Source organism: Streptomyces sp. V3I8, from assembly GCF_030817535.1.
Classification (GTDB): Bacteria; Actinomycetota; Actinomycetes; order Streptomycetales; family Streptomycetaceae; genus Streptomyces.
Window position 1 is genome coordinate 6197692 of the sequence record NZ_JAUSZL010000002.1, and the last position, 14027, is coordinate 6211718.

Annotated in this window: 9 protein-coding genes and 1 pseudogene; 5 read left to right on the forward strand and 5 right to left on the reverse strand. The window is 71.9% G+C overall.

The genetic code is table 11. The features are described from left to right. Window positions 1–352 precede the first annotated feature (352 nt). From QFZ75_RS27320 to QFZ75_RS27335, 4 genes are all read left to right on the forward strand, one after another. Window positions 353–1372, forward strand: coding sequence for a CHRD domain-containing protein (locus QFZ75_RS27320; RefSeq protein ID WP_307540991.1), 1020 nt, complete (start codon window positions 353–355; stop codon window positions 1370–1372). An 8-nt stretch (window positions 1373–1380) separates the two neighbouring features. Next, complete coding sequence (locus tag QFZ75_RS27325) at window positions 1381–2016, forward strand: hypothetical protein (protein ID WP_307540993.1); 636 nt, start codon at window positions 1381–1383, stop codon at window positions 2014–2016. A 221-nt stretch (window positions 2017–2237) separates the two neighbouring features. After that, window positions 2238–2816 (forward strand): sigma-70 family RNA polymerase sigma factor, encoded by a 579-nt coding sequence (locus QFZ75_RS27330; protein ID WP_307540995.1) that lies wholly within the window; start codon window positions 2238–2240, stop codon window positions 2814–2816. A 328-nt stretch (window positions 2817–3144) separates the two neighbouring features. After that, window positions 3145–6066, forward strand: a complete 2922-nt coding sequence (locus QFZ75_RS27335; protein ID WP_307540997.1) for a BTAD domain-containing putative transcriptional regulator — start codon at window positions 3145–3147, stop codon at window positions 6064–6066. 115 nt (window positions 6067–6181) lie between these two features. On the opposite strand, the gene QFZ75_RS27340 is transcribed toward QFZ75_RS27335, so the two are convergent. From QFZ75_RS27340 to QFZ75_RS27360, 5 genes and pseudogenes are all read right to left on the reverse strand, one after another. After that, window positions 6182–9100: an ABC transporter substrate-binding protein gene (locus tag QFZ75_RS27340; RefSeq protein ID WP_307540999.1), complete on the reverse strand. Its 2919-nt coding sequence runs from the start codon at window positions 9098–9100 to the stop codon at window positions 6182–6184. Between the two features lie 230 nt (window positions 9101–9330). Continuing rightward, window positions 9331–10029 (reverse strand): annotated as a pseudogene (locus QFZ75_RS27345) (polysaccharide deacetylase family protein); the annotation flags it as partial. Further along, window positions 10026–10697 (reverse strand): glycoside hydrolase family 11 protein, encoded by a 672-nt coding sequence (locus tag QFZ75_RS27350; RefSeq protein WP_307541001.1) that lies wholly within the window; start codon window positions 10695–10697, stop codon window positions 10026–10028. The gene QFZ75_RS27350 and the pseudogene QFZ75_RS27345, both read right to left, overlap by 4 nt. A gap of 334 nt (window positions 10698–11031) precedes the next feature. After that, window positions 11032–11283 carry a hypothetical protein gene (locus QFZ75_RS27355; protein ID WP_307541003.1) on the reverse strand — a complete coding sequence of 84 codons (252 nt, stop codon included), beginning with the start codon at window positions 11281–11283 and terminating at the stop codon, window positions 11032–11034. Between the two features lie 385 nt (window positions 11284–11668). Further along, a complete protein-coding gene (locus QFZ75_RS27360; protein WP_307541005.1) occupies window positions 11669–12340 on the reverse strand; it encodes an enoyl-CoA hydratase-related protein in 672 nt (223 codons plus the stop codon). A 386-nt stretch (window positions 12341–12726) separates the two neighbouring features. On the opposite strand from QFZ75_RS27360, the gene QFZ75_RS27365 reads away from it, so the two are divergent. Continuing rightward, a complete protein-coding gene (locus QFZ75_RS27365) occupies window positions 12727–14010 on the forward strand; it encodes a PHB depolymerase family esterase (RefSeq protein ID WP_307541006.1) in 1284 nt (427 codons plus the stop codon). The last annotated feature ends 17 nt before the right edge of the window (window positions 14011–14027 follow it).

A 14027-nucleotide genomic window follows, 5' to 3' on the forward strand; every position in this document is an offset into this window, starting at 1 on the left:
GCGTACAGTGCCACGGCGGCCGTCCGGCTGCTCGACACCGCGGCGGACCTCGCAGAGCGACTGCCCGGCGCGGACGACCGCAGGGTCCTGCCGCCCGTTCCAGGGCCGGGCGGGCGCTGTTCCGGCCGGGCGGGTTCGCGGAGGCCGAGTCATTGCTCCGCGATGTCCGTACCACCCAGGAGGGCCTGTCCGGACCGCGCTCGGGCACCCGGAACGGCCGCGGCAATGGTCCCGGTCCGTTCCAGGAGCGTCTCAGGACTGTCACCGGGTGACTCTCGGCGCAGGAGCAGCCCGTGTCTCGGGTGTCGGGCCGCGGAGAGCCGCGGTGGCATCTACGGGGAGGCACCACCTCATGAACAGCAGCAAGCGATTCGCCTTGATCGTCGCATCCACCATGACCGGTGCGCTGATGCTGACCGCCTGCAACGGCGACGACCTCGCCGAGACCGGGAGCGGGGGCCATTCGTCCGCCGACGGGCACGGGGGCGCCGGTGCCGCCCAGGCCGCGGGGGCGATCGGGCGGTACGGCAAGGACGCGGCCGGAGCGATGTTCTTCGCCTCGGCCCTCACCGGCGACAACGAGGTGCCCGTGGAGGGCAAGCCGGCCGTCGGGGACAAGGACGGCCAGGCCCTGGCGCTCATGCGGATCCAGGGCCAGGACGTGTCCTTCGCGCTGGCCTGGACCGGTACGGCGACTCCGACGCTGGCCCACCTCCACCAGGGCGGCCGAGGGGTCAACGGCGACGTGAAGATCCCCTTCTTCACCGAGAAGCTCAAGGACGGCAGCTCGCACGTCTACGGCACCGTGAAGGTACGAGACGCCGCACTGCTGCGCGACATCAAGGCCCATCCGGAGAACTTCTACTTCAACCTGCACACCGGCGAGTTCCCCGGCGGCGCCGTCCGCGGCCAGGCGTTCGCCCTGCCCGGCAGTGTCAACCTGCCGGACACCGTACGGGACTCGGTCCTGCGCAGTGTCGTCAAGGGGTCCCAGGTCTACGCCTGCACCAAGCAGCCCGACGGCACCTACGCGTTCACCCAGGACAACGTCGACGCCACCCTCCAGGGCGACATCGACCACACCTTCGCCGAGCCCGGCCCCACGGGCCCGCCGCAGTGGATCGCGCCCGACGGATCCTCCGTCACCGGCAGCGTCGTCAACAAGTTCGACAACGGCAAGGGCAACATCCCCGAACTCATCCTGCGGGCCACGCAGACGGGCGCGGACAAGGGGCTCTTCGCCAAAACGAAGGTCGTCCTGCGGCTCAACACCGAGGGCGGCGTCGCTCCTGCCGGCAGCTGCGATGTCAACGCTCATCCCATGGCCCGGGTGCCGTACACCGCCGACTACCTCTTCCTCGCCACCCGGTGAGGCGCCGGATGACGAGGAACACGTACGACCGCAGGGCCGTTCTCGCCGCGACCGCGGGCGCCTTGACCTTCGTCCTCGCGCTGACCGGCTGCGGAGCGGAACGGCCCGGCGCGGGTGACGCGGGTGACGCGGGTGACGCGACGCGTGCCGGGGCGGGGCCGTCGCCGCAGCTCACGCTGGAGGTGGTCGAGGAACCGGCCGTGCCACTGGGTTCCCCGGCCGCCGTTCCTGACGGCACACACACGGGCACCGCACGGCCCGCCCTCGGTGTCCTGGACAGTCCCGGTCTCGGCCGGGTGCTCCAGGACCGGAACGGCCGGACGCTGTACCTGTTCACCGAGGACACGCCCTGGCCGATGAAGACGGCCTGCGACGCGACGTGCCGGGAGAAGTGGACGCCCAGCGGGCTCGTCACGGCGGCGGACGCGAAGGCCGCGGGGCTCGACCCCGACCTCCTGTTCACGTTCACCACGCCGGACGGGCGCGAGCAGGAGTCCTTCAACTGCTGGCCCGCGTACACCTTCGAGGGCGACGAGAAGCCCGGTGACACGAACGGACAGGGCGTGGGAGGGACCTGGTTCGCGATCAAGGCGGACATCCCCCGCGGCGACCGCGGAAGGACCGTGCCCGCGGCCAAGGGGTGAGGGGGAGGACCGGAGGGCGAGGAGATCCTCACGTGCCGGGCCGGGCGCCGAGTGCCGGAGAGTGACGGCCGTGGCGGCCCGGCCGTCACTTTTTCGGCACCGCCCACTGCCTACGGTCGGTTCATCATCGTGATCCCTCCCCGAGTGCCTCCGCGGCCGGCAGCCCCCCGCCTGCCCGGACGCGGAGCACCGGTGCGACAGAGAACCAGGAACCAGCCACCATGACGCCACTTGCGGGCACCGCTCCGGCCACGTCCCTCCCGGCCCCCGTCCCGGCCCCCCTCCCGGCTCCCGGTCGGGTCTCCGTCCCGGCTCCCGGCGACGTGGACGACCTCGTGGAGCAGCACAGGGACGCAGTCCTCGCCTACGCGCACAAGCTGCTCTCGGACCACCACCTCGCCGAGGACATCGTCCAGGAGACGTTCATCAGGGCGTGGCGCCACGCGGACAGACTCCTCAACCAGGAGGGCTCCGTACGCGGTTGGCTGCTCAAGGTCGCGCGCAACTTGATCATCGACCGGTCGCGAAGCGCCCATGCGCGGTACGAGTCGGTGGCCGCCGACACCGAGGAGCGGGCGCAGCAGGACCACACCGGACCGGCCCACGCGTCCATGGAGGCGGTCTCCCTGCTGAAGGGTGTCTCGGCGGAGCACCGGAACGTGCTCGTCTACCTCTACCTCTACGGGTGCACCGTGGACGAGACCGCCCGCATCCTGGGCGTCCCGTCGGGCACGGTGAGCTCACGCCGGCACCTGGCACTGCGCGCCCTGCGCAACCGGCGCGCGGTGCTCGGGTACTGACCCACCGCTCCCGCGCATGCTGAAGGGCCCCACCGTTCACGGTGGGGCCCTTCAGCATGCGCGGGACGGATACACACCGGCACCGCTTCCGTTTCATCGCGACTTGGCCGCACATGGGAATGCCTGGCGTCCGCCCGGGCGTGAGCAGGATGCTCGGGAAGGCCGCCGGATGTCGGGATCGCGTACGGAGTGTCCTCGATCTGTCACCGCCGTGCCATGCGGAGGCAACCGGGTGAGGACCTTGGGACTCCGTCCCGTACCCCCACATGAACCGCCGATCACTGTTTCAGGAATGGCAGGAATGACAGGAACGACAGGAGGACCCGAGGTGAGCGCCGAACACGAGCCCACGGCGGGCATCGCACTGCGCTTCTCGGTGCTCGGGCCCCTGCGGGCCTGGCGGCGGGCGACCGAGCTGAGCCCGGGACCGCCCAAGCAGCGGTCGGTGCTGGCGCTGCTCCTCGTGCAGGCCGGGCGGCCGGTGCCGCTGGAGCAGATACTGGACGCCCTGTGGGACGACGATCCGCCCGACCACGCGGTCAACGTCGTCCACCGCCATGTCGGTTCCCTCCGGCGACTGCTCGAACCGGAGCTGACGCAGCGGGCCGCGGCCCGTGTCCTGGTACGCGCCGGCGGTGGCTACCGGCTGAACGTCGCGGACGAGGCGCTGGATCTTCTGGAGTTCCGGAAATTACGCGAGGCGGCGCACACCGCCGCGACGGCGGGCAGACCGGCGCAGGCCACCGGCCTGTTCGTCAGGGCGCTCTCCCTGTGGCGCGGGCGCACCGCGGCCGACCTGCCCCGCACCGCGCGTTCGCATCCGGTGTTCGCCGGGGTCGACGCCGAGTACCTGCACGCGGCCGGGGACGCCGCGGACGCGGCGCTGGCCGCGGGACGGACGTACCGGGTGCTCCCGCTTCTCAGGCAGGCGGCGGAGAGCGACCCGCTGAACGAGCACCTCCAGGCACGGCTCGTCCTCGTCCTCGCCGCCGAGGGCCAGTCGGCACAGGCGCTGGAGCACTACCAGGCCGTCCGGTCGCGGCTGGCGAGCGAACTGGGCGTCGACCCCGGCGCGGAACTGCGTGACGCGCAGATCCGCGTGCTGCGCGGCACCGTCGCGCCGACGACGGGGGCACGCTCCGGCGCCGCGGTGGTCCCGGCCGCCGCGACCACCGGCGCCGAAGCCTTCCCAGGGGTGCGGCCCGCCCAACTCCCCGCCGACCTCCACGCGTTCACCGGCAGAAGGACGGAGCTGGAGTGGTTGCGCGGCCTGCTGCCGGCCGACGGCGGCCCGCCGGAAGCCGCCGTGGTCAGCGCGATCGTCGGCGCGCCCGGCGTGGGGAAGACCACGCTCGCCCTGCACTGGGCGCACCGCAACGCCCACCGCTTTCCCGACGGACAGCTGTACGTCAACCTGCGCGGTTACGACCTGGCAGGAGCCGCACTCGCTCCGTCGGCCGCGATCCGCTGCTTCCTCGAAGCGCTCGGCGTGCCGGCCGAGAACATCCCGCCGACCCTGGACGGCCAGACCGTCCTGTACCGCAGCCTGCTGGCACGACGCCGGATCCTGGTGGTCCTGGACAACGCCCGCAGCGCCGAACAGGTGCGCCCCCTCCTGCCGGGGACACCGACATGCCTCACCGTGATCACCAGCCGCGAGCAAATGCCCGGACTCGTCGCCTCCCACGGGGCGCGTTCCTTGCGCCTGGACCTCCTCACCGTCACCGAATCCCTCGAGTTCATGTCGAAGCGGCTGGGGGCCGCACGCGTCGAGGCGGACGGGCAGGCGGCGCTCGGCATCGCCGAGCAGTGCGGCCGGCTGCCCCTCGCCCTGGCCATCGTGTGCGCGCGTACGGAGAGCCGCGCGGCGGTACCGCTCGCCGACATCGCCGCGGAGCTCGCGGAGAGCCGCGACGACCTCGGTGTCTTCGCCGTCGGGGACCCGGCCACCGACCCGCGCTCCGTCTTCTCCTGGTCCTACCGCACACTGACCCCGGCGGCGGCCGGGGCCTTCCGGCTGCTGTGGATGTGCCCGCCCCACGGCGTCTCGCCACAGGCGGTCGCCAGCCTCACGGGACGGACGGCCAGGGAGACGGGCCCCGTGCTGTGCGAGCTCACCCGGGCCAGCCTGTGGAGCGAACCCGCGCCCGGCCTCTACAGCTCCCACGAACTGCTGCGGACCTTCGCCCAGGAGCTCTCCCTGGCCGAAGACGCCCCCGACGCACGCGAGGACGCCCGCCGCCGGCTCTTCGACCACTACCTGCACAGCGCGCGCGGCGCGGCCACCCGTCTGTACACGCACCGGGAACCGCTCACGCTGCCCCCGGCGGCGGCCGGTACGCAGGTCGTCGAGTTCACCGGCACGGACGGAGCGGCGAAGTGGCTGGCCCGGGAGATGCCGGCACTGGAGGCGGTCATCACCCGGGACAGCGGTCACGGAACGGGAGCGCACGCCTGGCGCATGGCCGCGACCCTCGAACTCGTCCTCGACCGGCGCGGACGCCGCGAGGAGATCGAACTCCACACCGCGGCACTCGCCGGCGCCCAGCGGCTCGGCGAGACGCAGGGCGAGGCCCACATGCACCGCGTCCTCGGCTTCGCCCACGTCCGGACGAACGACCACGTCCGGGGTGCCTGGCACCTGGAGAAGGCGCTGGAACTGTTCACCGCGATGGGAGACGTCCCCTACACCGCGCTGACACACCGTTACCTGGCGTTCCTGGCGAACACCCGGCAGGACCACCGCGAGGCCCTGGCGCAGTACAAGATCGCCTGCGCCCTGTACACGAGCACGCGGGCCTACGTCGGCATCGCGAGCGTCACGAACGAGGTCGCCTGGACCCGCCTCCTCCTGCACGAGTACGAGGAGGCGCTGGGGGACTGCCACCGCGCGGTCCGCATCGCCGCGAGGTCCGGCAACAGGAACATCGAGGCGGCGGCCTGGGACACCATGGGCGTCGCGCACCACCGCCTCGGCCGGCCCGACGAGGCACTGGAGGCCTTCGACCGGGCGCTCGCCCACTACCGCGCCCTCAACGACGCCTCGCTGACCGCCGACACCCTCATCCACCGGGGAGAGGCGCTCGCCGCCACCTCGCCCCGGGAAGCGCGCCAGGCCTGGGACGAGGCACTGCGGATACTCGACGCCCTCGGCCATACGGACGCCGGCACACTGCGCGAGCTGCTCGAAGGACGTGGTGGGGACGCCAAGGGCGGCCGGGTCGCGGTGCGCACGCCTCACACCGGATAGGCCGTACGGATGTTCACGGCGGAGCGGGATGTCCACGGCGGAGCGGGACGTCCACGGCGGAGCGGAAAGCCCGCGGCGGGGCTTCGTGAGGGAGCGGTACGCGTCGTGATCTCCCTTACCCGGGGTCCTTGATGTCGCACTCCCTCTGTGTGAGGGGGGTCGTGTCCCCCGCTAGGCGGCTGCACAGTACGTGGGTTTCGGCGGTGCCGCCGGCGTCGCGGCGGACCTTCTTGAGGACGATGCTGTGGCCGGTCCGGTCGCCGTAGGGCGGGGCCGTGGTGAGGTCGATCGTGCCGGTGGCCATGTCGGGGATCCGGACGGTACGCAGGTTCACCCAGGTCAGGGCGCGGCTCTGGGGCTTGTCGTCCCGGCTGGCCGCATCGTGGAGAGTCTGCGTCGCGTCGTGTGCCAGCGCGGTCTGGCCGCTGGCCAGGGCGGGGGTGCCGGGGCCCAGGTTCTGTCCCGTGACACCCGGCAGGTGCCGGGCGGCGTCCGCGTAGAAGTCCGTCTGGACGGCCGCCTTCTCCAGTTCGGCCAGTGCCGCGTGGTACAGGGTGACCTCGGGCGCGATCCTGTTGCGCCCGTGGAGGAAGTCGGCCTTGGAGAGGTCGTCGCCGGTGAGGATGGCGATGGGCTTCGCCGAGCAACCGGGCTCGCGGCTCAGCTGGGTCATGAGGGGATCGAGGTCCTCGACCCGGCCGGCGAAGTAGATCACGGACGGGACGGTGCCGTCCTGGCAGATCTGACGGGCATGCCGGCGCAGCTCGGGCCTGCCGCCGTCGCGTGTGTAGAGGCGCGGCTTCGGCGGCACGGTGAAACCGTGGTCCTTGAGCATGTCCTGGCCGTAGCGCGCCTGCTCCTGGGTGTACATGTCCGGGGTCTCCGTGGTGTCCCGTGCCAGCACCAGCGCGTGCTGCCGTTTACCCGGTGTGCGCAACTGGGCGGCGATCAGGCCCAGTTGTCGTACCTGCCACTGGTCCGGGGCGGCCAGGCTGAACCAGTTGGCGTACTCCCGGGGCAGATAGGTGGCGGAGTTGGTGCCGGAGACGATCGGCAGGCCGGCCGCCATGAGGATGCGGGCGGTCTCCCGACTCGACCTCAGGTCACGGCCGACACCCACGACCCCCACCACGGTCGGGTCGTGCGCGGCGTACGAGGCGATGGCTTCCGCCATCTTGGCCTGTCGGCCCAGGTCGAGGCCGCCGTTGGCGACCAGCACGCGGAGCCTGACGCTGGAGTCCTTGTTGATGACGGCCTGTGCCAGGTACACGCCCGCGAGTTCCTGGGCGCCCTTCACGAGCGAGGAGCCGTCGGGGTCGTGGCTGAGCGGACCGGCGTAGATCACGGTGACGTGGTTGTCGGCGTGGTGGGCGAGGACGTCCGCGTTCTGCTCGGCGATGAGGTCCTCCAGTTGCTCCACGGTCCACGGGGTCTCGCTCCGTCCGACGAGCGGTTTGAGATCGTCGCTCCGGTCGGCCCCGGGCAGCCAGTCGGCGAAGCGGATGTCGCCCGTCGCGACGCCGATGCACTCCGTGCTGCCGTCCGGCTCCGTATGGCGCCGGGCGTCCCGGTTGGCGGTCAGTACCGTCGCCGAGCAGTACCGCTCGTGCAGGGTGTGGGCCCGCATGACGGTGCCGGCGGCCAGGACGGCGAGCACCAGGACCAGGGTGTGCAGGGACCACACCAGACGGGCGGGGGACGGCCGGGTGGACGCCCGCAGGTGCCGGTGGCGGTCCTCGACGGGCGCGAGCTGGTCGTGCGGCAGCGGGACCTTCATCACCCAGGGCAGCACGACCCGTTCGCCGCTGGGCGACTGCCGGACGCGCAGGTTGCGGGCCCACTCCCGGTACAGGGTGCGCAGCTGGTCGCTGAACCGGTGCCGCGGGGGTGTTTGGGCGGGTGTCTCACGGACCGCGCCGCGCTCGATGAGCGGCACGTCCTCGGCGCGCACCGAGGCGACGACGACCAGGGGATCGAGTTCGCTGCGGCGGCTGCGTACGTCGCTGACCGCCCGGATCAGCTCGATGCCGCCGTTGTGGACGTCCGCGCGCGGCAGGAAGAGCATGGGCGGGCGGGGCCGTTTGAAGCCGCGCAGGTCCCAGCTCCAGCGGCGGTGGTTGTCGCGCAGGTCCTCCCGCAGCGCCAGTACGCACAACTGGAGATGGAAGTCGCCGCCCGACTGGAGCGCCTCGGCCACGTCGTACGCCCGGGCCGCGATGGCCCGCCAGGACCGCACCGGGCGCAGCAGGGAGACCTCGGTCGGGTCCGCCTGGTCCGCCGCCCGCAGGAAGGTCGTGGTCAGGAACCAGCGGCTCTCCCGGCGCAGCCACAGGAAGATCGGTGCCCGCCCCGGCAGGACGGAGCTGAAGACCGTCAGCAGGACGAGCAGGGCGAGGCCCGCGCCCACCGCCATGTACCAGTCGGTACGGGCGAGGAGCGCGGCGAGCCCGGCCACGATGCTCGCCGGCAGGATGTGCGCCATGTCGGACAGGTGCAGGCCCGGGCTCCAGCGCCCGCGGCGCCTGGGACGCCAGCGCTGCCGGGCCAGCTGGTCGAGCAGCCGCTGCCGCTGGTCCTGCCCGGCTTCGGGGCTGCCGGGAGCGGGTGTGGCGGGCCAGTTGTCGCCGAGTTCCGCGACCGCGTCGTCGATGGCGTGCACCAGCCGCAGCCGCGGGAACGCGTACCGCCGGTAGAGCGCCTTCGGGCCGTCCCACTTCTTCGGCTCGCTCAGTGCGCGCACCATGGCCGCGGCCCGGCGGACCTCCGTGCCGCCGTCGTAGGTGTCCTGCGCCACCGCGCACCGCGTGCCGTGCGCCTGCTGACCCTCGTACAACTGCCGGACCAGCCCGGCCACCGCGTCGTCGTCGGCGCCGTCCTGCGCGTGCAGGACGAAGGCCGGCATCGGCGGATCGACGTTCGTACGGTAGTCCTCGACGAGGATCTCCAGCTGATCCTGGAGATGGACCCCGGCGCCGGTCACCGGCAGGCCGCGATGGCCTCCGGAGCAGTCCGGCACCCGGTCGGAATTCACCATCGGTAATCCCCCGTTCACTTCAGGTGATCGGAGAGATTAGCGGCTGCGGGCGGGGCCGGGCGGGCGAATCGGCGATCCGGTGACCCGTTGACCTCCGGTCGACCGGTCCGGCGGGTGTCCCGGGCGACGGCCGAGGCGAAGTCGGCCGTCGCCGTGAACAGGTCGTGAACAGGCCGTGCGGGTGGTGCGAGTGGTGCGGATGGAGCGGGTGGTGTCGGGCCGGTGCGTCAGGGGGCCACCGCGCGGCCCGTCTGCGGGGAGATCCGGCCGGCGCACAGGCCCCGGGCGGTCAGGTTCTGCGCGATGCGCGGGATCGCGGCCAGCGTGTTGGCGGGCCAGTCGTGCATGAGGATGACCTGTCCGTTGCCGAGCCGTCCGGCGGCCTGCACGATGGCGTCCGTGCCGACGCCGTTCCAGTCCTGCGAGTCCACGTCCCAGATGATCTCGGTCAGACCGTATTTGGCCGCGACCGCCTTCACCGTCGCGTTGGTCTCGCCGTACGGCGGCCGGAACAGTTTCGGCGTACCGCCGCCCCCGGCCGCGATCGCCTGCTGGGTCCGGGAGATCTCCGAGTCGATCTGCGACTGGCCGAGCTGGGTCAGGTGGGGATGGGTGTAGCTGTGGTTGCCGACCCACATGCCGGCGTCGACCTGGGCCCGTACCTTGGACGCGTTGGCGGCCGCGTACTGGCCCTGGTTGAACATCGTGGCCCGCAGCCCGTTCCGCTTGAGCGCGTCGAGCAGGGCCGGTGTGCTGCCGGACGGGCCGTCGTCGAAGGTGAGCCCGACATAGCCGTTGCAGGCGGCGGCGGTGCCGGCGGCGGCCTGTGCCGGAGCGGCGCCGGCCGCGAGCGTGCCCGCGGCGGTCAGTGCCACGGCGGCCAGCAGCGTCGCCGGACGGCGTGGGGCGAGGCGTGCCCGGGCCCTCATGACGCCACCGTGATGCTGGAGTTGCCGCTGCTCTGGTAACCCTCCGTCGCGAGGATCATGTAGTACTTGAAGGTGCCGAGGGGCATTCCCGCCCGGGCCCAGGCGTCGAAGTGGTTGCCGGTGGTGATGCTGCCGCCGGTCCTCCTCGACTGCCGGACGCTCCAGTACTGGTCGAAGGTCTTCGTGCCCTCGACGGACGGGGCGTTGTACCGGGTCGTCCGGTAGATGTCGTACGTGCCGCCGTCGCTGGTCACCGTGCCCTTGTACGTTCCCGTGGGCCGGAAGGTGCCCCAGTTGTCGACGATGTAGTACTCCACGAGCGGGCCGGCCGTCCACCCGTAGAGGGTCAGGTAGGCGTTGCCGGACGGGTTGAAGGCGCCCGAGTAGGTCACGGTCCTGCGGCTGCCGTTGCTCCAGCCCTTGCCGGCGACGAAGTTCCCGGTGTTCCGCCAGGTGGTGCCGTAGGTGCCGCCGGAGCCCAGGTTCATGGAGACCGTGCCCTGGGCGTCGGTCCAGAACGAGTAGTAGTAACCGTTGTTCGTGCCGGTCTGGTTCGTGGTGACGACCGTGTCGGCATGGGCCGTGCCGGGCAGGGCCAGCGCGGTCGCTGCACCCAGCAGCAGGGCGCAGGCCTGCCTGCGGTTCGGCTGTGCGGGGGTGAGGTTCATGTGCGGGTTCCCTCCGTCTTCCACGGGGTGGGTTTGGTCGAACAGTGTTGACCGGGACCCGACAAGCGTCAATAGTTTCGTTCATGATTACGAAACATTCGTCATGGATGGGGGTGTGGATGGAGGGTCTTTTTGCTGGTGGTGGGCACCTTTGCGGGATCGGGATTGCCATGCGGTCGCCGTCCGACCGGGGTAGATCAGAAGGAGGGGATCGGAGCTTCGAATGTTTCGAAGGGTTTGTGCGGCGGGGTGATGGCTCCTCGGCGCACGGGTGCCCGCGACAGAAGGGCGCCCCCGGTCCGTGGTCCGGATCGGGGGCGCCCACTGCCGTCGGCTATACGAACACGTAGTACTCCGCCAGGCAGATCTCGGACAGGTCGTACTCGGCCAGCGACCGCTGGTACGTCGCCACCCGCCGTTGCAGCACCGCGGCCCACACCAGCCCGGCCGCCGTGATGGCCGGGCCGGCCTGTGTCTCGCCCGACACGGTCGCCGCGATGCCGACGATCACGGCGAGCAGCGCCACGACCGGCTGCACACTCGGCTCGTGCGGCGGTGCGAACCGGCGCCGGTTCGGCGATCTCACGGGAAGGTCCTCCCAGTAGCCGCGCAGTCGCCGCACGTTCGACGACCGGCACTTCGGACATGTCATGGCAGCCCCCCAAGGCCCAGAACCCCGTTGGCGGCAGAATCGACAGCCCGAAGGGTGGCGGCAAGGGTCGCCGGTGCAGGTGTGAGCGGCGGCACAGACCGCCCGCAGCAGCAGTCCCGCCCGCCCCCGGCGAGGCGGCCGGGTAGCCGCGCGGCTACCGACAGGAACGTTTTTCCGGCGGCCATGGGCGTGGACTCGAACGCGGGCCCGGGCTCGAACGCGGGCTCAGGCTCGAACGCGGGCTCAGGCCCGGGCCCGGGCCTGAGCCCGGACCTGGACGCGGGCTCGGGTTCTTCCGCGCCTCGACCCGCCGCAGGGGTCAGCCCATCGGGTTGTCCCGGTCGCGCAGGGTGGCCAGCACCGGCGCGTACATGCGGGACTTGATGGTGCCCAGCGTGGGACCCGCCTTCGCCGCCTGGGCCCGGGCGAGCTCCACCGCCGTCGCGCGTACGGAGTCCTCGGCCGCCGTGCGGTCGACGAGCCCGGCGGCCAGGGCGTCGTCGCCTCCGTAGCGGCGAGCCGTGACCATCGCCTCGTGCGCCGTGCGCGGGGTCAGCCGGGACCGGATCAGCGCGGACATGCCCGGGGTGAACGGGATGTCGATGTCGGCCTCCGGCAGGCACCAGAAACCGCGGTCGGCGCGCATCACCCGGAAGTCGTGCGCCAGGGAGAACATCGCGCCGGCCGCGAAGGTGTGCCCCTGCAGGGCGGCCACGGTGACCAGGGGCAGGGAGAGCAGGCGCGCGAACAGCTCGTGCACGCTGACGACGTAGTCCTCGTACTGGTCGCCGTGGGCGAACAGCCAGTCCAGGTCCAGTCCGTTGGAGTAGAACTTGCCGGTGGCGGTGGTCACCAGGGCGCGCGGACCCTCCGCCTTCTCGACCTCGTCCAGCGCGGCACCGACGGCCGCGAGCCAGTCGGGGTGGAAGCGGTTCTCGCCGTCTCCCAGGTCGAGCACGAAGAGGTCGTCCTGGCGGTCGAGCATCGGCATGGTGACTCCTCGTCGGAAAGGCTACTTGCCGGTAACTTAATGTGTGGTGTGCGGGCCGTGCAATGGCCGCGGCTCGCCGTTGCGCGAAAGCTTTCGTTCCCGCTGGCCGGTTTCGGTCTCCATCCCGTGACCGTGGGAGCGCTTCCATGGCAGGACGACAGCGTCACAGTCATGCGCATGCCACTCGATTCGATTCCATGCCATGCCCTACCGCCGGTCCCGTCGCACGGCACGGTGTCGCCCACAGCCATGAGAGGGAAGGAACGGACATGTCCGCCACCGGCAGCAGTACCGCGAGGGGACAGACGGGACGGGAGCGACAGGTGAGGCGCAGGGGAGGGGTGAAGCGGAAGGGAGGGCTGAGGCGGTCGCGTACGGGGCCTGCCGTGTTCCTCGGAGTGTTCGGGGTGCTGGCGTCCCTGCTCGCCACCCTGCTCCTCGGCGCACCCGGGGCCGTCGCCCGCGAGCCGGCCCCGCGGGCGCCGGAGGCTTCGGCCGCCGCGCTCACCGAGGTCACCGGCTTCGGCAGCAACCCCAGCGACCTGCAGATGTACCTCTACGTACCGGACAGCGTCACCGCGCACCCCGCGGTCGTGGTGGCCGTCCACTACTGCACGGGGTCCGGGCCCGCCATGTACTCCGGCACCGAGTGGGCCTCGCTGGCCGACCGCTACGGGTTCGTCGTCTACCCGTCGGTCACCCGCGCCAGCAAGTGCTTCGACGTCTCCTCGCCGCAGGCGCTCACGCGAGGCGGGGGCAGCGATCCGGTCGGCATCAGGTCGATGGTCGACTGGGTGGTCCGTACGTACGCGGCCGACACCGGCCGCGTCTTCGCCACCGGCATCTCCTCCGGCGCCATGATGACGAACGTCCTGCTGGGCGACTACCCCGACGTGTTCGCGGCGGGCGCCGCGTTCTCGGGCGTGCCGTTCGGCTGCTTCGCCACCACCGACGGCTCCGAGTGGAACAGCGCGTGCAGCGGCGGAACCGTGCTGCGCACCCCGCAGGAGTGGGGCGCCCTGGTGCGCAACGCCTACCCCGGCTACTCCGGACCGCGGCCACGCATGCAGGTGTGGCACGGCACCGAGGACGACGTGCTGCGCTACCCCAACTTCGGGGAGGAGATCGACCAGTGGACCGACGTGCTGGGCGTCGGCCGGACCCCGGCCGCCACCGACTCGCCCCAGTCCGGCTGGACCCGTACCCGCTACGGGGCCACCGGTGACCGGGCCCCCGTCGAGGCGATCAGCCTCCAGGGCGTCGGCCACAACCTGTACGCCGGCGGCATGGCGGCCCGCGCCCTCACGTTCTTCGGTCTGGACGCCTCCGGTCCCGCGCCCCAGCCCCAGCCGGGCGGCTGCAGGGTGACCGCCACCACCAGCGCCTGGAACACGGGTCTGACCGGCTCCGTGACGATCACCAACACCGGCACCACCCGCGTCGAGGGCTGGCGGCTGGACTTCACCCTGCCGTCCGGGCAGACCGTCACCAACGGGTGGGGCGCCACGTACGCCCCGGCGAGCGGCGCGGTGACGGCCACCGGTGCCGCGTACAACGCCACGATCGCGCCGAACGCGAGCGTCACCATCGGGTACCAGGCGAACCACACCGGGAACAGCTCGGCGCCCGCCGCCTTCTCCCTCAACGGGACCGTCTGCGGCGCTGGTTAGGTCACCGGGCCGGTGGC

Excerpts from the sequence above, each read along its gene's own strand:
- QFZ75_RS27340 (WP_307540999.1), bottom strand. The coding sequence starts at position 9,100 with ATGGTGAATTCCGACCGGGTGCCGGACTGCTCCGGAGGCCATCGCGGC.
- QFZ75_RS27325 (WP_307540993.1), top strand. The coding sequence starts at position 1,381 with ATGACGAGGAACACGTACGACCGCAGGGCCGTTCTCGCCGCGACCGCG.
- QFZ75_RS27360 (WP_307541005.1), bottom strand. The coding sequence starts at position 12,340 with ATGCCGATGCTCGACCGCCAGGACGACCTCTTCGTGCTCGACCTGGGA.
- QFZ75_RS27320 (WP_307540991.1), top strand. The coding sequence starts at position 353 with ATGAACAGCAGCAAGCGATTCGCCTTGATCGTCGCATCCACCATGACC.
- QFZ75_RS27350 (WP_307541001.1), bottom strand. The coding sequence starts at position 10,697 with ATGAACCTCACCCCCGCACAGCCGAACCGCAGGCAGGCCTGCGCCCTG.
- QFZ75_RS27330 (WP_307540995.1), top strand. The coding sequence starts at position 2,238 with ATGACGCCACTTGCGGGCACCGCTCCGGCCACGTCCCTCCCGGCCCCC.